At 67.9% G+C, this 18,636-nt stretch carries 13 protein-coding genes; 2 read left to right on the forward strand and 11 right to left on the reverse strand.

Annotated elements, in window-relative coordinates; all coding sequences use genetic code 11:
* Positions 1-80 precede the first annotated feature (80 nt).
* Both OHB24_RS42375 and OHB24_RS42380 read right to left on the reverse strand, forming a co-directional pair.
* Positions 81-2,795 carry an alpha-L-rhamnosidase gene (locus OHB24_RS42375; protein ID WP_327636636.1) on the reverse strand — a complete coding sequence of 905 codons (2,715 nt, stop codon included), beginning with the start codon at positions 2,793-2,795 and terminating at the stop codon, positions 81-83.
* On the reverse strand, positions 2,792-4,504 hold the full coding sequence (locus OHB24_RS42380) for a hypothetical protein (RefSeq protein ID WP_327636637.1): 1,713 nt from the start codon (positions 4,502-4,504) through the stop codon (positions 2,792-2,794). Before OHB24_RS42380 ends, OHB24_RS42375 begins: the two co-directional genes overlap by 4 nt.
* Positions 4,505-4,632: 128 nt before the next feature.
* Between OHB24_RS42380 and OHB24_RS42385 the strand changes: the two genes are divergently transcribed.
* Entirely contained in the window at positions 4,633-5,913 is a 1,281-nt protein-coding gene (locus OHB24_RS42385; RefSeq protein ID WP_327636638.1) for a RuBisCO large subunit C-terminal-like domain-containing protein, read from the forward strand.
* Between the two features lie 2 nt (positions 5,914-5,915).
* Positions 5,916-7,163, forward strand: coding sequence for a four-carbon acid sugar kinase family protein (locus OHB24_RS42390; protein WP_327636639.1), 1,248 nt, complete (start codon positions 5,916-5,918; stop codon positions 7,161-7,163).
* On the opposite strand, the gene OHB24_RS42395 is transcribed toward OHB24_RS42390, so the two are convergent.
* The 9 genes from OHB24_RS42395 to OHB24_RS42435 are packed head-to-tail and all read right to left on the reverse strand — an operon-like array spanning position 7,135 to position 18,633.
* Positions 7,135-8,262 carry a glycoside hydrolase family 28 protein gene (locus OHB24_RS42395; protein ID WP_327636640.1) on the reverse strand — a complete coding sequence of 376 codons (1,128 nt, stop codon included), beginning with the start codon at positions 8,260-8,262 and terminating at the stop codon, positions 7,135-7,137. The two genes, OHB24_RS42390 and OHB24_RS42395, sit on opposite strands and share 29 nt — an antisense overlap.
* Positions 8,255-10,327 carry a hypothetical protein gene (locus OHB24_RS42400; RefSeq protein ID WP_327636641.1) on the reverse strand — a complete coding sequence of 691 codons (2,073 nt, stop codon included), beginning with the start codon at positions 10,325-10,327 and terminating at the stop codon, positions 8,255-8,257. The genes OHB24_RS42395 and OHB24_RS42400 overlap by 8 nt, the downstream gene beginning before the upstream one ends.
* A complete protein-coding gene (locus OHB24_RS42405) occupies positions 10,327-11,502 on the reverse strand; it encodes a DUF5605 domain-containing protein (protein ID WP_327636642.1) in 1,176 nt (391 codons plus the stop codon). Before OHB24_RS42405 ends, OHB24_RS42400 begins: the two co-directional genes overlap by 1 nt.
* On the reverse strand, positions 11,499-12,893 hold the full coding sequence (locus tag OHB24_RS42410; protein ID WP_327636643.1) for a DUF5060 domain-containing protein: 1,395 nt from the start codon (positions 12,891-12,893) through the stop codon (positions 11,499-11,501). The genes OHB24_RS42405 and OHB24_RS42410 overlap by 4 nt, the downstream gene beginning before the upstream one ends.
* Positions 12,890-13,954: a sialidase family protein gene (locus OHB24_RS42415; protein ID WP_327636644.1), complete on the reverse strand. Its 1,065-nt coding sequence runs from the start codon at positions 13,952-13,954 to the stop codon at positions 12,890-12,892. Before OHB24_RS42415 ends, OHB24_RS42410 begins: the two co-directional genes overlap by 4 nt.
* Positions 13,951-15,453 carry an ABC transporter substrate-binding protein gene (locus OHB24_RS42420; RefSeq protein ID WP_327636645.1) on the reverse strand — a complete coding sequence of 501 codons (1,503 nt, stop codon included), beginning with the start codon at positions 15,451-15,453 and terminating at the stop codon, positions 13,951-13,953. Before OHB24_RS42420 ends, OHB24_RS42415 begins: the two co-directional genes overlap by 4 nt.
* Before the next feature lie 13 nt (positions 15,454-15,466).
* Complete coding sequence (locus tag OHB24_RS42425) at positions 15,467-16,474, reverse strand: ABC transporter ATP-binding protein (RefSeq protein WP_327636646.1); 1,008 nt, start codon at positions 16,472-16,474, stop codon at positions 15,467-15,469.
* Positions 16,471-17,481: an ABC transporter ATP-binding protein gene (locus tag OHB24_RS42430; protein WP_327636647.1), complete on the reverse strand. Its 1,011-nt coding sequence runs from the start codon at positions 17,479-17,481 to the stop codon at positions 16,471-16,473. The genes OHB24_RS42425 and OHB24_RS42430 overlap by 4 nt, the downstream gene beginning before the upstream one ends.
* 9 nt (positions 17,482-17,490) lie before the next feature.
* Positions 17,491-18,633, reverse strand: coding sequence for an ABC transporter permease (locus tag OHB24_RS42435; RefSeq protein WP_327636648.1), 1,143 nt, complete (start codon positions 18,631-18,633; stop codon positions 17,491-17,493).
* Positions 18,634-18,636: the final 3 nt, after the last annotated feature.

Genomic DNA, 18,636 nt, shown 5'->3' on the forward strand with positions numbered 1-18,636 from the left:
CTTGCCGCTGGCGGGTTGTATCGCGCTAGCGGTGAAACAACCCGCCATCCGCGCGAACCGGAGCGGGTGGTGGGTGTGGATCAGGCGGGGGTGGTGAAGTGGTAGGTGCCGGAGCCGGTGTGGCAGATGGTGGTGTCGGGGGTTGAGTTGAGGAGGGTTAGGTCCTTCGCGTTGGCCAGGGGGTGGCCGGATTCCTTGGTGGCGTTGGGGTTTGTGGTGGGGATGTGGATGGTCGCGTTGGCGCCGGGTGGGACGGTTACGTCAAGGGTGAGGGTGCCGTCGGACAGTTGCCAGCGGGTGGTGACTCGGCCGGTCGGGGTGTCGTACGCCGCTTCGGCCCAGTTCAACCGGCCGCCGGGGCGGGGTTTGATGACGAGGTCGCGGAAGCCGATGGACTCGGGCGACTGGCTGATGCCGGCGACGTCGCCGTACAGCCATTCGCCGACCGAGCCGAGTGAGTAGTGGTTGAACGAGTTCATGGCGACCGGCCCGAACCCGTTCTCCTCGGTCCACCCGTCCCAGCGCTCCCAGATGGTCGTCGCGCCGTGCTTGATCGAGTATCCCCAGGACGGGTACCGGTCGTCGTGCAGCAGGTCGTACGCCAACTCGGCGTACCCGTACTTCGTCAGGATCGGGCACAGCAACGCGACCCCGGCGAACCCGGTCGTCAGCGATCTCCCGCGCAGCTCGAGATCCCCCACCAGATGCTTGACCGCCGCCTGCTCGGCCTGCTCCGGCAGCAACCCGAACGCCAACGGCAACAGGTACCCGGTCTGCGTGTCCCCGCGAACCTTGCCCTCGGCATCGACAAACTCCGCCACGAACGCCGCCGCGATCTTGTCGTGCAGTTCGCCGTACGCCGCTGCCTCGTCGGCCAGCCCGAGCACCCGAGCGGCCGCCGCCGTGAACTCCACGCTCCGCGCGAAGTAGGCGGTCGCGAGAACATCCCGATCGGTCTGTACGCCGACCTGCAACCAGTCACCGTAGTGACCGCTCGTCCGGTTCCGCCAGATCAGGTCAGGGTTGGCGCGGTGCACGTAGTCGACCCAGCGCCGCATCACCGGCCACGCGGTCCGCAGTACGCGCTCGTCGCCGTAGATCCGGTACAGCGTCCACGGCACGATCGTCGCCGCATCGGCCCACGCCGGCGTACCGTGCCGGCCGGTGATGACGTGCGGGATCACATCCGGGATCGCACCTTCATCGGTCTGCGCCACCGCGAGATCCGCGAACCAGTTCTCGAAGAACGTCAGTACATCGGCCTGGTACGCCGCCGTGGGCAGGAAGATCTGCGCGTCCGCCGTCCACCCGAGTCGTTCGTCGCGCTGCGGACAGTCCGTCGGAACGCTGACGAAGTTGCCCCGCTGCCCCCACAGGATGTTGCTGAGCAGCTGGTTGACGCCTGGATCCGAACACTCGAACCGTCCCGCGACCGGCGTGTCCGAGTGCAGCACCCGCCCGGTCACGTCCTCCGCCGTCAGCTCACCCGGATAGCCGTCGACCTCGACGTACCGGAAGCCGTGCACGGTGAAGATCGGCTCGAAGACCTCCTCGCCCGCGCCGGCGCTGACGAAGTAGTCCGTGGCGTCGGCAGTGCGGAGGTTCGCCGTGTACAACTCGCCGTCCGCCTGCAGCATCTCGCCGTGCCGCAGCCGAATCCGGTCCCCGGCCTGGGCGCCACGCACTCGCAACCGCACGCGGCCGGCAAAGTTCTGCCCGAGGTCGACGATGAAGCGTCCTGGTTCAAGCGCGGTCACCGCGGTCGCCGCGACATCCTCCGTCAGCCGCACCGGGTCGGTCGGCGCCGCGATCAGCGTCGACACGTCACCGCCGAGATCACCGGCAGGCGCCCAGTCGCCGGCGTCGTACCCCGGGTCGGACCAGGCGCCGAGCTCGTGCCTGGCGTCGTACGACTCGCCCATCAGCAGGTCGGCGAACCTGATCGGCCCGACCCGTTCGACCCAGCGGCCATCGGTCGCGACCACGGTCCGCGAACCGTCCGGGTGATCGACGACGAGTTGGGCGAGCAGCTGCGGTTTCTTGCCGTAGTGGTGCGCGTGGCTTCGCGTGTCCCACCCGACGTACCCGGACCACCAGCCATCGCCGAGGACGGCGCCGATCACGTTCTCGCCCTCGTGCAAGAGGTCGGTCACGTCGTACGTCTGGTAGGCGACGCGCTCGCGGTAGTCGGTCCAGCCCGGCGTCAGTTCGTCGTTGCCGACCCGCTGACCGTTGGCGCTGAACTGGTAGAGCCCGTGGGCGGTCGCATAGACCCGTGCTCTGGTGACTGGTTGGGTCAGCTCGAACGAACGCCGGTAGTAGCGCGGCGGTGCGATGGTCGCCTGCCGCACCGTCCGCGGCTCGACGCGGTCCACTGGCGGCTCGAAGTACGGATCGGTCTCGTAGTCGTGCTCGATCCAGTGCGCCTCCCACTCGTCCTCGTGGAAGAGACCGGTCGCAAAGGTCGCCTCCGCAGACGAGACCTCGCCGACCACGTCGCGCACCGAGAGCTGCCACACGTAGTCCGTCTGCGACGTCAGCGGAGCACCACCGTGGACGACGTACGTGTCGCGCTCGCTCCGCCACCCGCTGTCCCAGACCTGTACGCCGTCGCGCAGCACCTGCACGCGGAACGCGTCCTGCCGATCGCCACGGGTCGGCGACGCCAACCGCCAGCTCAACCGCGGTCGCGACGTACCGATCCCGAGTGGATCGACACGGTGCTCGCAGCGCAGGTCGTACGCCGTCAGCGCCGTGGCACTCGGCGCCTCGGACAGCACCCAGTCAGTTGTCACCAGGACCACTCCGTCTCGGGTCGGTGGAGCTCGTACTCACGGAGGCCGCCGGCGTGTTCCGGGCGGTCGCCGTACATCGGGCGGGACGTGCCGGGCGGGTCGATCGCGATCACGTCGTCGCCGCGCCAGGTGGTCCGGAACTCGTTGCCGGCCGCAAGCTCTGTGGTGGTCTGCTCAACCATCGGGAACGTCACGGTGATGCGCTCCCCCGGCTGCGGCTTCGGAATCGACAGGTATCCGTCGGGCGCCCAGATCCGCTCGGCACCGGCCCACTCGTCGTCTCCGCGCTGCAGCCTCAGCCGCGCGTATCCGGCCCAGTCGGGGATGCGCACGCGGAGCTCGTCCATCGGCTCGTTGACGTGTAGCTCGACCTTGCCCTCGACCGGCAGGTGGCTGACGACGTCGACCGCGTGATGCCCGCGCGTGAGCAGCAGGTTGACGCGCGTCAACCGGTGGTCCCCGGTGACGATGCTGTTCCACGCCCAGAACAGTCCACGGACGCCGGAACCGACGCAGCACGCCTGTACGTCGTTGGTGTGGCCGCGGCCCAGCGGTACGTCGGACACGTAGTCGTTCGGAGCGCCGTACCCGCAGAAGGCACCGAGGACACGCTCGCCCACGTCGACGTACGTCCGCCAACCGGGCTCGTCCTGTGAGCGGTCCGGCGCGGACTCCACCCAGCTGACGTCCTGCAGTTGCGAGGCGGCCAGGTGGTTACGGACGAAGCGCTCGACGACCGCCCAGTACTCCGTGAGTCCGTTGCCGGCCAGCGTCGTACCCAGACCGATGAGGTCGACGAGTGAACAGGTCTCGTGCTCGTACTGCTGGTCGGCAAGGTCACCTGGTGTCCAGCCGAACCGGGTCGCCTCGCCGAGCACCCAGTCGTAGCTGCGTCGCACGAACTCGGTCAGCCCGTGGTCACCGGTGTGCCTGGCCAGCCGGGCCAAACCTTCCAGCGTGCCGACCCGCGTGTGGAAGTGGCCGCTGCGGTACGCACGGGCCGGGTTGAAGCTCCCGTCGGCATTGAAGACACCGCTCTTCTCGACGATCAGCCGGGCGAACCACTCGCACAGCTCCAGCGCGTCGGTGTTGCCGGTCGCCTGGTGGTAGCGCAGCAGCGGCATGATCAGGCGCCCGGAGAACGAGGCCGGGTCGGGCGCGAGATGCAGGTCGATCGCGTTCGACGACGGCCAACCGTCCTTCGTGTACTCCGACGCCGGGTAGAACCAGACATCGCGCTCCTTGATCGCGATCCGCTTCAGCGCGGCCACCTGACGGTCCGCGGCCCGCTGGGCCTGTGGATCGTCCGCGGCGACCACCGCGGTCGTCATGGCGAGCAGGGTGGCGCGCTGGTCGATCAGGTTGGCATTCGGCAGCCAGTGACCCTTCGGGTGCGTCTGACGGTAGGTGAGACCGTCGTCGGCGAGCAGTGCGAACAGCCGCTGCCGGTAGCGGTCGGCGATCGTGTCCCAGCGCGGGTCCCAGTCCTTGCCGCCGGTCATCTGGCGGGTCAGCAGGATCGCGTCGGTGAGACGTCCGTGACTGGAGCCGTAGTCCCAGTCGCCGTGGTCCATGCGGGCAGGACGGGCCAGCAGGTTCGCACTGAAGAACGGGATGCCGTCCAGGTCGTCGTCGGCCAGGCCGGTCACCGCGTTCATCGCCAGCGCGGCCCGGTCCTCGAGCAGCAGAGTCGCAGGGATCGTCGCCATGAGGTAAACCTTTGCCTCCTGCGCTCCCGAAGTCAACCGGCTATCCACAGGCTGGCAGATCCGCCTTGTTTTCTTGAGGTTTCCTGGCGGAGACTGGTCGAACCCCGAGCACAGGAGGATCCGACCCAATGAGCGCTGCAGAGGTCGTCGCTACGTATCTGGTCGAGACCTACCTCCCACTGGAACAAGCCGCCGAAGCCATCGCCGGCGAACAGTCGACGGGCACGTTCACCGCCGTCGCCCGGGAAACTCCGGAGCTCCGCGAACGTTTCGCCGCTCGCGTCCTCTCGGTCGAAGAACTACCGCCCACCGGCAACCCGGACCTGCCGGGCACAACCCGCTCGCGGGATGCCGTGAAGCGGAGCGCTCAGGTGCGGATCGCGTTCGGGCTGGACAACTTCGGGCCGTCGTTGCCCAACCTGCTCGCGGCGGTGGCCGGCAACTTGTTCGAGCTCCGGCAACTCGTCGGCATCCGGCTCCTCGACCTCGACCTCCCGGCGCCGTTCGCCCAGCGCTATCCCGGCCCGCAGTACGGCGTCCGCGGGACCCGCGAAATGCTCGACCGGCCGGACGGCGTCCTGCTCGGCACGATCGTGAAACCGAGCATCGGGCTGCCACCCGAGGAACTCCGGCTCGTCGTCCGCGAGCTCGCCGAGGCGGGCATCGACTTCATCAAGGACGACGAGCTGATGGGCAACCCGCCGCATTCACCACTCGCCGACCGGGTCGCGGTCGTCACCGAGGAACTCGACAAGGCCGCCGCCCGCACCGGCCGACGTCCCATGTACGCGTTCAACATCACCGACGACCTCGACCGCATGGCCGCCAACCACGACCTCGTCCACGCGGCCGGCGGCACCTGCGTGATGGTGTGCGTGAACCTCGTCGGCTTCAGCGCCCTCGCCTGGTTGCGCGAACGCTGCGCCCTGCCTATTCATGGGCATCGCGCGATGACCGGCGTCTACACCCGGGCGCCGCAGCTCGGCATCGACTACGTCGCCTGGTCGAAACTCGCCCGGCTGGCCGGGGCGGATCACCTGCACACCAATGGGCTGTCCAACAAGTTCTACGAAACCGACGAGGAGGTCCTCCGCTCCATCACCGCTGTCCGCACTCCACTGCTGGGAGGTTACGAAACGCTGCCTGTACTGTCCTCCGGCCAGACGCCTGGGCTGGCTCCCGAGACGTACCGCCGTACCAACACAACTGATCTCCTGGTGCTCGCCGGCGGCGGTATCCACGGCCACCCGACCGGCCCAGGCGCCGGCGTCACCGCAATGCGAGCCGCCTGGTCCGCAGCCACCTCCGGCACCGACCTGACAACAGCCGCCACACAAGTCCCCGCACTACAAGAAGCCCTCGACAAGTTCGGCTCCCCATACGCCGGAGGTCCTGATGGCCGGGGTTAGGCATGGTTGAGGCGGCGTTTTATGGGGACGACTTCACCGGGTCGACGGATGCGATGGTGCAGTTCGCGCGGGTCGGGTTGCGGGCGGTGTTGCTGGTGACGTTGCCGTCGGCACCTGAGTTGCGGGAGCTGGCCGAGCGGTACGACGTGATCGGGATCGCCGGGCTCGCACGATCGCTGCCGCCGGACGAACAGGAGGTCGAGCTGCGTCCGGTGCTGGAAGCGTTGCGGGATCTTGGGCCGCGCGTACTGCAGTACAAGGTGTGTTCGACCGCCGACTCCTCACCCACCCGCGGGAGTATCGGGCGCGCGCTGGAGATCGGGCGCGAGGTCTGCGGTCCCGCGATCGTCCCCATCCTCATCGCACAACCGGAACTAGGCCGCTACACCGTCTTCAGCCACCACTTCGCCGCCGAAGCCGGCACGATCCACCGCCTCGACCGCCAGCCCACCATGTCCACCCACCCCTCCACCCCCATGCACGAATCCGACCTCCGAGACCACCTCTCCCACCAAACCGCCCTCCCCCTAACAGCCCTCCACCTGACCACCTACCAGAACCTCACCGCCCACTTTCCTGTTGTGCGCGGTGGGGTTGGGGCGGTGGTGCTTGATGCGTTGACGGATGAGGATCTGCGGATGCTCGGGAGTGTGATCCTGCGGGACGCGCCCGTGGGCGAGGTCAGGTTTGCGATTGGGTCGGGTGGGTTGTCACGGGCGTTGGGGCTGGCGCTTCGGCCCGGTGGTGGGGCTGTTGGCTCGCGACAGTCAGGTGTGGGTGGGCCGGTGTTGGTGGTGTCGGGTAGTCAGTCGCGGCGTACTGCCGAGCAGATCGAGCATGCGCGGGTTGCCGGATGGACGGTTCTGCCGCTCGACGAGAAGGCGTCGGCGCGGGCGGTGGACGCCTTCTCGTCGGGTGCTGATGGCGTCGTCGTACACACGAATGAGCTAGGTCCCAACGAACTCGAGCAGGTGCCGTTTGCTCTGGCGGATGTCGTTCGGAGCGTGACTGCGCCTCTGGCGGTACGGCGGGTTGTTGTGGCCGGCGGGGATACGTCTGGTCAGGTGTTGCGGCGGCTCGAGGTCAGTGCGCTCGAGCTCGCTGGGTCTCCGGTGCCGATCTCGCCGGGGGTGCATCTGTGTCGGGTGACTTCTGCGGTGTCGGCTCTTGATGGTTTGGAAGTGTTGTTGAAGCCGGGGCAGTTGGGCGAGGTCGATCTGTTCACGGAGTTTCAGAGGTGGTCAGGGTGAAGGATTCGACCGGTGCCTGGGGAGTGTCGTGGATCTCGACGGTTCGGGGCGCTGAGCGTACGGCGAGGTTGGTGACGGTGATGTCGCGTACGACGGGCGCGTGGCCGCCGAACTGTTCCGGTTCCGCGTGCCGGGTGGTGATCAGGACCGCGGAGGTGGTGACGGCGTCGACGACGACGTTCTCGACGGTGACGTTCTCGATCACGCCGCCACGCGAGGAATTCGTCTTGATCCGCAGCGCATGGTCAACCCCGGGGTTGGTGATGTGGAGGTCTCGGGCGTGGATGTTGGATGCTCCGGCGGAGGCTTCGCTGCCGATCGTCAGGGCTCCGTGGCCGGCGGTGAAGCGGCAGGACTCGATGAGGATGTTGCGGGACGGGCGGCCGACGCGGCGGCCGTCGGCGTCGCGGCCGGACTTGATGGCGATGCAGTCGTCGCCGGTGGTGAACGAGCAGCCGGTGATGACGACGTTCTCGCAGGAGTCGGGGTTGCAGCCGTCGTTGTTCGGGCCGAGGGAGTCGACGGTGATGCCGCGGACGAGTACGTCGGTGCAGAAGACCGGGTGTACTACCCACATCGGGGCGTTCACGATGCGTACGTCTTCGATGCGGACACGACGGGAGGTGTGCGGCTGGATGAAGCTCGGGCGGAAGCCGTGACCGGGTTCGAAGATGCGGTCCTCGACGGGTACGTCGGCTTCGACCATGCGGAGTAGACGTTCCCAGTCGGTGCGCGGGCGGGTATTGCTCCACCAGTTGTCGGTGCTCGCGCCGCCGTCGAGGGTTCCGGTGCCGGTGATCGCGATGTCTGCTTCGTCGTACGCGTAGATGAGAGGTGAGTGGCTGAAGCACTCGATTCCTTGCCAGCGGGTGCGGACGATCGGGTACGCCGACGAGTCGGTGTGGAACCGGAGCGTCGCGCCGGCGGACAGATGGAGTTCGACGTTGCTGCGCAGCCGGATCGGCCCGGTGACGAATTCACCGTCGGGTACGACGACACGCCCGCCGGTGAGCGCACACGCATCGATCGCCCGCGCAATCGCCGCAGTGCAATCGACGTCGGTGCGGGCGCCGTACCTGGTGATCAGGTGATCAGGCATCGGCCGGCTCGAGCGACTGGACTCGGAGGGCGTTGGCCAAGGGGACGGCGATCACCCAGCTGGGGTTCCAGGTGTTGGTGTGGCCTCGGCGTTGCCAGTGGGTTTGGAAGACGGCTTCGCCTTGTTCGCCGGGGAGGGGAAAGTTCCAGTCGTTCGGGGCGGTGGCGACGCCTTGGGTCAACGCCTGGAGGGTGGTTCGGGCGGCGCTCACATACGACGGGTTGTTGGTGGTCAGGCCGAAGGAGAGGAGTTCGTACGTCGGGAAGAACGTATCCAGGTGATGGTTCTGGACGCTGACGGTCGGCCAGCCGATCGCGTTGAAGCCTGCGGTGTGGAGAGGTGAGTCCTCGTCCTGTTCCGGGGACCAGACGTACACCCAGGTGAGGAGCCAGTCAGCGGCCACTTCGCACCAGGTGGCGTAGAGCGGGTCGCCGGTGCGGCGGAAGAGTTCGTGGGCGGCCATGAAGTAGTACATGCCGGCTTCTTTGTCCTCGCAGGCCGCGTCCAGGGTGGAGCGGGAGAACGGGCGGTCGAAGGTCCGCGCGTGTTGGTCGTGGTACCGGGACAGCCAGGTGGTTGCCTCCGCCAACAGCTCGGTGGAGGCGAGGACCGACGACGCCTTCAGAGCAGCCAGCACGCACGGGATGCCCGCCGCGGAGACCGTCGTCGCAGCCGGGGTGCCGTCGAGCCGCCACCCCACCGGAAAGGTCCCATCAGCCAACTGAGCGGCACCGCGGAGGAAAGCTATGGCTTCCTCGAGGGCGTCGAGCCACGAGGGCGGGACGGGTTCCTCGTGGTCGCGGAAGAGCGTGATGACGTCGGCAAGGTCGCTGATTGTCTCGCCGTACGCGCGGCTGGACACCATAGGGCGGTTGCCGGCGCGGAAGCTGGTCCAGCGGCGGGTGCTGACCTGGTACGCGTTGTGGCGCAGGCCGGGGGTTGGTGTCGGGCTGCCGGCCAGGTAGAACTCGACGGCCGCGCGACAGCGGTCGATGCGCAAGCGGTCCCGCGTGTTGAAGCCGACCTGCGCGTCACACCACGCGAGCTTCAGCGCCTGACCGGTCCAGCCGTACAGGAAGTGCCGAAGCTTGCGCGGCCCATTGCCGGGGATGTCGCTGAACTTCGTGTACCCGGCGACCGTCCCGGACTGATACCACCGGTTGTCTAGTGCAACGGTCTTCAAGGTGATGAGCTCGTCGAGAGCCAGCCCGTCCGCACCAGCGGCGGTGAAGAGTGCGCGGGCACTCTCAACGAGGTTCCGGAAGGCGTGGCCGCGGAGGTTCTGTGGTCCCCAATCGAGGACGAGGTGCTGCGTGTAGACCTCACCGGGGCGCAGTGTGAGGTACCCGTCGTCGGTCGCCTCGGTCTCGGCCTTGCTGACGTACCGGACATCCTGCTTGCCGTCGAACATCAGTACGCCGCTGAGTGCCGCGATCACCGGACCGTCCTGCCGGATCGCGCCGAGCGAGCCGTACCGGACCTGGCCGTCGCCAGAGCGGCGGGCTTGTGGGCGGGAGAAGACGGACAGCCAGCGGCGTTCGCGACCCTCGCGCCATTCGAGGTTGATGCCGGGGATCGGCAGCCGGTCCTCCTCGGCGACGAAGCCGCCGCCGGGGGTCGGGCCGATGCGAGGTACGGCGCGGGCCGGGTCGGCGGACGGGTTGTCGTTGTAGATCAGACCGGGGACGGTGAGCTGGCTGTCCTTCACCCGGCCGAGGTCGAGCAGCAACCCGACAGCGAGGTCGGCGACGCGGCGCTTGCTCGTGTTGCGCCACCGGAGCTCGAGGTCCAGCCGGTCGCTGTCGCCGAACGCCAACCGCACCTCGACCGCGAGCGGTCCGGTCCGGCAGCCCGCCCTGTGCTCCCCCGGCCGCCGCGAGATCCACCACCCATCGGGAGACGCCAGCGGGCTGGGTTGCCAGGGGCGACCGGCCGAGCAGGTGAGGAGATCGCCCAGGGGGCGTTCCAGGTAGGCCGGACCGTCGACCTGGCCGAGCTCCAGCACCACGCCGTCTGGTGTACGACGCAGCGAGGCCTGGCGCGGTCCAGACGTCAGGGCGGGCATCAGGACGTCCGGCGGATCTGGATGGCCTGGTACTGCGTTCCGGGCAGCCGAACCGTCAATGTGCCGGCACCAGCGACGCTCTCGCGAGTACGGCGTACTGCGTGGTTCCAGACGTCCAGTACTTCGACGTCGTATTCGCCTTCCGGTAGGGAGAAGGTGCGGTCGGGGAACTGGTGTTCGCCGAGGTATTGGAGGTAGTACGAGCCGGGGACCGCGAGCGTCGGCGCATCGCGGTAGTCGTCGATCGGCTCCACGCCGTCGGGTAGCTCGTCCAACACCTCCCGCAACAGTCGCAACCGTTGCACGACGACACCAGTGGGGCGGCTGCCCCCGTCTGACCACGGCACCGTGCTCACGGACGACGGGTCGACGTACCACTCGCCGTGCGTCACGTACGCCCCGCGAACCGTCCCTTCCCAGATGCGGGTCAGCATCTCCTCAGGGCGGAGGCTGGTGTCGGGGGTCGTGCCGTTCCCTTCGTGACCACACGCGTCGACGAAGACAGGCTTGGCGTAGGCCAGGCGCAGTGCCGACACACCACGGAGGTTCTCCAGGCGGATGCTCAGGTGGGTCAACCAGGGCGGTCCCGGGTCGGTTGCCTCATGCATCGAGATCAGGTGGTGGCTGGAGTCGAGCTCGGCGATCAGCTCAGCCAGCTCCCGCGACTTGTCAGCCGACTCCAGACACCAGGTGACGTTCCTGTAGCCGGACAGCCGGTTCACAAAAGTACGGACAACAGACGAGTCAGGCGGCAGGACGATGTCGGCGACGATGTCTGCGGCCAGCAGGTCACGGACCTGCTCCTCGATGCCGTCGGACAGCCGCAACCGGACGCGGTTGAACGGCGAGGCCGCGAGCGCCGGACGGGCGGCGGCCCACTGGTGCGGGTCGCCGAACCAGGCCGTCGTGAGGGGGTGGTACGGCGTGCCGTCCGCCCAGCGCAGTGTGGTGCCGGAGCGACGGACAGGACCGCGTGAGGTTGCAGGTGTGCACTCCAGAGTCCCACCGTCGTACGACCAAGTGCCTTCCAGAGAAGGGCTGTAGCGGACGAGCCAGCCGTCACCCGACTGGAACGGTTCGGCGTACGCGGTGGCGCCGGACGTGTGGTGGAACAGCACGCCGGTCGGACCAGGCACAGGTAGTTCGAGCACGTCCCAGCGTGCTACTGACGTCATCGGGTCCCTCTCAGGGCGAGGTACGGGGTGGCGGGCAGTGGGATGTGGCTCGGGCCGGAGTACTCGGCCAGCGGGGTGATGGTCATCGCCCGCGTGTCGATCAGGTCGAAGTGGAAGGGCGAACCGTCCGGGAGGTCCAGCTCGACAGCGGAGGGCTGGCGGTCGCCGAGGTAGTGCAGGACGCAGCGGTCCGCGTCGACCTCACCGTCCGACTGCCGCGGCAGCCCGGCGAACACGGCCCGGAGGAAGTCGATCCGCTCCGGACTGTCGCCGTACAGCCGGCCGCCGATCGAGATCCACGCGCGAGTCTCCCGGTCGACGAACGACTCGCCGTGCCCGACGTACCCGCCGAGCGCCATGCCCTGCCAGAACCGGTGCACCATCTCGTCCGCCGTCAGGTTCCCCCAACGGCGGCCGGCGTTGCCCTCGTAGCCGATCTCGTCGATCACGACCGGTTTCGGGCAGTCGCGCCAGGCGGCGACCTCGGCGCCGTCCCAGTGCTGCACGCTCTGGTGGGTGATCCACGGCTTGCCGAAGTCGTACGGCGTGAAGACCTCGTACATCTTGGTCCCGTTGTGGATCGACCGCAGCCGCTGGTACGGGTCGTACCGCTGCACCAGCTGCAGCAGCCGGTCCCAGTCCGCGATCGTCTTCTCGTGGTTGAAGTCGTACTCGTTCGACAGCGACCACCACACGTTCCGGTACGCCGCCAGCCGCGCGACGACGTACCGCAGGTACGCCGCGTCCTGCGCCGGCGTCATGCGGTCGAACCCCCACACACCGCGGTCGTACGGATGGAACAGGATCAGGTCCGCCTGGACGCCCAGGGCCAGCAGGTCCGCCACCCGTGCCTCGAACTCCTGGAAGAACACGGGGTCGTACCGATCCACGTCGACAGAACCGGGTGTCGTTCCGGCGAACGGCGTGCGGTCGGGGCGCATCCCGTCCGTGGGGAGCAGACACATCCGCACCTTGTCGAACGGTGCCGAGCGCAACGACTCCAGGGTCAGCTCCTGGAGCTCTTTCGACTCGTACGTCCAGTGGTAACACGTCGTACCGATGCAGTCGTACCGCGTGCCGTCGGCGTACGAGAAGTGGTGCCTGCCGAGTACGTCGACCGGACCGTGGTTGCCGGGCCCCGGCGGGGTGCACACGAAGGTCCCGCGCTGCCCGTCGAGCTCGGGCGCGGAGCTGGACGTGATGTACAACCACTCCCCCTCCCGGTCCGGCGAGAACCGTGCCCGGTACGTGCCGTCGCCGTCGTAGAAGCCGTCGACGGTCACCATCCGGTTCCGGAACTGGTACGTGACCTGGAAGTCCACAGCGAATGGATTTCCCTCAGCAGGCCCGGACAGGGTGAGCTCGTGCAGGCCCCACTTCTCGATACTCATGGCAATCGGTCTCCTGCCTGGATCCACTCGGGCGCCAGGATCACGTGCTTGATGGTCTTGCGCAGGTACGAGTACGCGACGTGCAGCCGCCCGTCGCGCGTCTGCAGCAACGTCGGGTACGAGTAGCCGAACTCGTTCTCGCGGTACTCCTCGTCCTGCACCTGCAGGTTCCGCCAGTACGGCCAGGTGGCGCCGTCGTCCTCGGACAGCGCCAGCGTGAGCGGGGTCCGCAGGGTCTTCCGGCGTACGCCGCCCTTGCCGTCGTCGACCCAGCGGAACTGGTCGCGCTCCGCCGACGAGTCGTTGAACACCATGACGAGCCGGCCGTCGTCCAGCCGGAGCACCTGGACCGCCGAGTTGTTGTTCGGCAGAGCGGTGCGCTCCGGCGAGGTCCAGGTCCGGCCGTTGTCCTTCGACACCGACCGGTAGATGCGGTCGGCGGCGCGGCTGCGGAAATACCCCACGAGCTCGCCCGGCGACAGCTCGACCACGCTCATCTGCACCTGGCCGACCGCGTCCGGCAGCTCGATCACCGACCACGATTCGCCTCGGTCGGTGCTCAACCGAATCACGGTGCGCTCGGCGGTCTTGTCGCAGTCGTACGCCGGTAGCAACCAATCACCGTTGCTCAACACAGCAACCGGGTTCCGGATGAACGAACCGAGGTGGTCGAACAGGACCTCGCTCCGCTCCCACGAGAGCCCGCCGTCGGACGAGACCCGCCGGATCACGCGCGAGGTGGACTGGTCATGCGGCTCGTTGGACGTATGCAGCAACCAGACATCATCCTCCGGAGTGACAAACAACAGAGGGTTCTGTTCGGAGCGGCGTGCGTCCGAGGACAGCTGCACCGGTTCAAGCCAGGTGTCGGTGCCGGCGGGGAGGCGGGACAGGACGATGTTGGTGTCCGGCTCGCCCTCCCCCGGGCCGTTGAACCAGGCGCACAGCAGGTCGCCGTTCGCCGTCTCGACCAGCGTCGCGGCGTGGCTGTCGCCCGGATGGATGGTGGGCAGGAGGGCCGCACCCTCTCGGATGCGGCCGTCGAACCTGGGGTCGTTCACCATGTGAGTCCGCGGGCGACCTGCGCCTTGATGTAGTCGGGGATGTCCTGCGTCTCGGTGACCAGCAGCGACGAGTTGACGTCCATGCCGTCCTTGAGGACGTGCTGCCGGAACACCTTGTACAGCGGGATGTCCCAGTACTCGGTGTTCTGGTAGTTCTTGATCACCGCGTTCTCGCCCCAGTACACGGCCGACGTGTCGACGGCCGCGAGCTCCGGGATCGCCGTACCGAACGCGTTCACGACCGCGTCGGTCTTCAGCACCGCCTTCATGCCGTACGACGAGATGCGGGTCTGCATCTCCTCCGACACCAGGTACTTGACCACGTCCAGCGCCTGGTCCTGGAGCTTCGACTGCGGCGGGATGAACGCCGCGCGGGTGTCCGGCTGGTAGATCGTCTTCGAGCCGCGGGACAGCACCGGCATCGAGGTGACGCCGATCTTCACGCTCTTGGCCCACTCGGCGAACTGCTCGGCGTCGTCCTCCTCGACGTAGTAGGAGCTGAGCGCGTACGCGTTCAGCTTCGACAGGTTGTTCACGGCCATCGCGAGGTGGCCGGGGAAGCTCATGTCGCCCTTGAAGAAGTCGTCCACCGTGGTGAAGTTGTTCCGCGGGATCATCAGGAACCGGTGCAGGTTGTTCGCGACCGTCTTCCACTCCGAGCTCGTCAGGTTGACCTTGACGTCCTCGGGCGCCGGCTGCTCGCTCGAACCGGGCACGAACGGGTAGAGCCCGAGCTGGTTCATCGCGAGGTAGTTGTCCGGGTGCTGCATGTAGCCCTTGTAGTGGTCGATCCCGACCTGCCGGGTGAGCTTCTGGGCCAGCTTGTAGACGTCGTCGTACGTCGAGCCCGCGGTCGGGTACCGTACGCCGAACTTGTCGAAGATCAGCTTGTTGTAGAACAGCAGGCTCTCGTCGATCCACAGCGGGACGCCGTACAGGCCGCCGTCGGAGCGGGACTTGACCTGCTCGACCGAGCCGACGTTCAGCGTGGTCAGGTCGATGCCGGCGCCCTGCAGCAGCGCCGTGATGTCCTGGGTCCAGCCGAGCGGCTCGAGGTCCCGGTCGATCCGCAGCCGCGGGTCCTCCAGGATCAGGTCCGGCACCCGGCCGGCCTTGGCGATGTCCTCGTACCGGATCGGGTAGTCCCAGGTCGCGTACTTCACCTTCATGTTCGGGAACTTGGCCCGGATGGCGTCGCCGAACACGGCGTCGAAGTACCGGTGCGCCTCGCGGCCGTCGTCGTTGCCGCCGAGCTCGAACGGCTTGAAGTTGGCGGCGAACACGAACAGCTCGTCGTCGGCGACCGAGAACGGCACGTTGTACTTGTTCGGGATGTCCACGACACCGGCCGTGGACTGTGCAGCCGCGCGCGGGATCGCACTGGTCGAACTGGCGGCCGCGGGGGACGTCTGCAGGGCACCGCCGAATGCGGCGAGTCCACCGATCAGAGCGCCATTGCGTAACAGTCCACGACGGGACATGTTTCCTTCGGACATGAGAAGACCTCTCTTACGGGGCGGTGGTGGCCGTGAGGACACCCTTCAGATCCAGCTGCTCGGCAAGGTGGCACGCGACTTTGCGGCCACCGATCTCGCGCAACTGCGGGACTTCGGAGGCACACCGGGCTTCGGCGTACCCGCACCGGGGATGGAACGGGCAGCCGGCCGGCACCTTGGACGGATCCGCGATCTCGCCGAGCAGCTTGATCCGCTCGCGTTGCCCGCGGGACGCGGGGTCGGGATCCGGTACGGCGCTGAGCAGCGCCTCGGTGTACGGGTGCAGGGGCTTGGAGTAGAGCTCTTCGGTCGACGCGCTCTCGACGAGTTTGCCGACGTACATCACCGCGACGTCGTCGGCGACGTGCTCGACGATGCCGAGGTCGTGGGACACGAACAGGTAGGTGAGGCCGGACTCCTCCTGCAGATCGCGCAGCAGGTTGAGGATCTGGGCCCGGACCGAGACGTCGAGCGCGCTGACCGCTTCGTCCGCGACCACCAGCCGCGGCTCGGTGGCGAGCGCCCGCGCGATCACGACGCGCTGCCGCTCGCCGCCGCTGAACGCGTGCGGGTAGCGGTGCGCGTACTCCGCGCGCAGCCCGACGCGGCGCAGCAGCGCGGCGACCTTGTCGTCGATCTCGTCGCGCGAACCCGACTCCTGGACGCGCAGCGGCTCGGCGATGATGTCGCGCAGCGTCTTGCGCGGGTCGAGCGACGAGTGCGGGTCCTGGAAGATCAGCCGGACCTGCGCGCGGTACGGCTTCAGCTGCTTCTCGCTCAGCGGCGCCAGGTCGACGCCGTCGAACATGATGCTGCCCGAGGTCGGCTCGTACGCGCGGACGATGCAGCGGCCGAGCGTCGTCTTGCCGCAGCCCGACTCGCCCACCAAGCCGAGCGTCCGGCCGGCCTTGATCGACAGGTCGACACCGTCGACCGCCTTCACGAAGCCGCGGTTCCGCCCGAGAAACCCACCGTGCAACGGAAAGTGCATGGTCAGGCCCTTGGTTTCCAGCAGGTTCATCGCTGCTCCTCCTCGCCGTACAGCAGGCAGGCGACATCGATCTCGTCGCTCCGCACCCGGACAGGCACCGTCACGTCGCACTTCCCCGCCATGAACGAGTCGCACCGCGGATGAAAACGGCATCCGGACGGACGCTCGTACGGCGGCGGCACGGTTCCCCGTACGGCGACCAGCCGGTCCTTCCCGCGCAGACCCAACCGCGGCACCGACCGCACCAGCGCCTGCGTGTACGGATGCTTCGGACTGCTCAGTACGGCGGACGCGGGCCCTTGCTCGACCACTTCGCCGAGGTACATGACCGCGACCTCGTCGGCGACCTGCGCCGCGACCCCGAGGTCGTGCGTGATCAGCATGATCGCCATCCCGAACTCCTGCTGGAGATCCTGCAGCAGGTCGAGGATCTGCGCCTGCGTGGTGACGTCGAGCGCGGTCGTCGGCTCGTCCGCGATCAGGAGCCGCGGACGGCAGGACAGCGCCATCGCGATCATCGCGCGTTGCCGCATGCCGCCGCTGAGCTGAAACGGGTACGAGTCGACGCGGCGCTTCGGGTCCGGGATCCCGACCCGGTCGAGCATCTCGATCGCGCGGTCGCGGGCTGCCTGCTTGCCGACGTTCTCGTGCAGCCGGACCGCCTCGATGATCTGGTCGCCGATCGTGTGCACCAGGCTCAGCGACGCCATCGGCTCCTGGAACACCATCGCGATATCGGCCCACCGGACCTGCCGCAGCCGCTTGTCCTTCGCGGCCAGCAGGTCGAGCGGTTCCTTGCCGGAAGCGCCGTCCGATTCGTCGTACAGCAGCACCTGGCCGCCGACGATCCGGGCCGGCTTCTCCACCAGCCGCAGGATCGACCGCGCGGTCACGCTCTTGCCGCAGCCGGACTCACCGACCACGGCCAGCGTGCGGCCACGGGGCACCGACAGGCTGACGCCGTCGACGGCCTTGACCACGCCGTCACCGAGCTCGAAGTGGGTCCTGAGCTCGCGAACTTCGAGAAGAGGTTGCATGTCAGGTCCTCACTTGTAGGGATCCGCGGCGTCGCGGAGACCGTCGCCGACGAAGTTCATGGCGAGTACGACGACCACGACCGCGAGGCCCGGGGTCAGCAGCCACGGGGCGGTGGCGACCGCGCGGATGTTCTGCGCGCCCTCGAGCAGCACACCCCAACTGACCGCGGGCGGCTGCAGGCCGAGGCCGAGGAACGACAGGCTGGTCTCGGCGAGGATCATCCGCGGCACCGCCATCGAGATCGACGCGATGATGTGGCTGGCGAACGACGGCACCATGTGACCGAAGATGATCCCGGTCCGCCCGACGCCGTCGAGCCGGGCCGCCATCACGAAGTCCTCCTCGCGCAGGCTGAGGAACCGGCCGCGGACGTCCCGCGCCAGTCCGGTCCAGCCGATCAGCGACAGGATCACCGTGATCGCGAAGTACCTGGCCAACGGTCCCCAGCTACCGGGCAGCGCCGCCGACAACGCCATCCACAGCGGCAACGTCGGGACCGACATGATGAACTCGATGATCCGCTGGATGATGTTGTCGACCCGGCCGCCCACGTAGCCGGAGATGCCGCCGATCAGCATGCCGAGCAGGAAGCTCGCGAACACGCCGACGAGACCGATCGACAACGACACCCGGGCGCCGTGGATCAGCCGGGACAGCAGGTCCCGCCCGGACTGGTCGGCGCCGACCAGGAAGAACGCCTCACCGGCCTTCGTCGGGCCGATCAGGTGGATGTTCGACTTGATCGGACCCAGGATCGAGTACTGGTCGCCGCGCACGAACCACCCGACGTCGACGATCTTCGACTTGTCGACGGTGAAGGTCTGCTCGAACGTCTCCTGGTTCCGCGTGGACGAGTACCCGTACACGAACATCCCGTGCTCGGCCGAGATGTGCACCCGCTGCGGCGGGGCGTACGGCAGCGCGGTGTGTGCGGTGTCGGCGTTGGCCGGCGCGAAGAAGCCGGCGAAGACCGCGATGAAGTAGATCGGGATCAGGACGATCAACCCGATCAGCGCCAGCCGGTGCCGACGGAACTGCCGCCACATCAGCCGCCACTGCGGCAGGGCGCCGTGGTCGCGCAGGCTCTTCACGACCTCTTGCGGGGCCTCGTGCTGCGTATCGGGGGCGATCGCCTCGGTCTGCTGGACCATTCA

This window comes from Kribbella sp. NBC_00482, assembly GCF_036013725.1.
Taxonomy (GTDB): Bacteria; Actinomycetota; Actinomycetes; order Propionibacteriales; family Kribbellaceae; genus Kribbella.

What these genes read in the sequence shown, in the direction of transcription:
- OHB24_RS42380 (WP_327636637.1), bottom strand. Translation starts at nt 4,504, where the DNA reads ATGGCGACGATCCCTGCGACTCTGCTGCTCGAGGACCGGGCCGCGCTG.
- OHB24_RS42385 (WP_327636638.1), top strand. Translation starts at nt 4,633, where the DNA reads ATGAGCGCTGCAGAGGTCGTCGCTACGTATCTGGTCGAGACCTACCTC.
- OHB24_RS42390 (WP_327636639.1), top strand. Translation starts at nt 5,916, where the DNA reads ATGGTTGAGGCGGCGTTTTATGGGGACGACTTCACCGGGTCGACGGAT.
- OHB24_RS42395 (WP_327636640.1), bottom strand. Translation starts at nt 8,262, where the DNA reads ATGCCTGATCACCTGATCACCAGGTACGGCGCCCGCACCGACGTCGAT.
- OHB24_RS42400 (WP_327636641.1), bottom strand. Translation starts at nt 10,327, where the DNA reads ATGCCCGCCCTGACGTCTGGACCGCGCCAGGCCTCGCTGCGTCGTACA.
- OHB24_RS42405 (WP_327636642.1), bottom strand. Translation starts at nt 11,502, where the DNA reads ATGACGTCAGTAGCACGCTGGGACGTGCTCGAACTACCTGTGCCTGGT.
- OHB24_RS42410 (WP_327636643.1), bottom strand. Translation starts at nt 12,893, where the DNA reads ATGAGTATCGAGAAGTGGGGCCTGCACGAGCTCACCCTGTCCGGGCCT.
- OHB24_RS42420 (WP_327636645.1), bottom strand. Translation starts at nt 15,453, where the DNA reads ATGTCCGAAGGAAACATGTCCCGTCGTGGACTGTTACGCAATGGCGCT.
- OHB24_RS42425 (WP_327636646.1), bottom strand. Translation starts at nt 16,474, where the DNA reads ATGAACCTGCTGGAAACCAAGGGCCTGACCATGCACTTTCCGTTGCAC.
- OHB24_RS42430 (WP_327636647.1), bottom strand. Translation starts at nt 17,481, where the DNA reads ATGCAACCTCTTCTCGAAGTTCGCGAGCTCAGGACCCACTTCGAGCTC.
- OHB24_RS42435 (WP_327636648.1), bottom strand. Translation starts at nt 18,633, where the DNA reads ATGGTCCAGCAGACCGAGGCGATCGCCCCCGATACGCAGCACGAGGCC.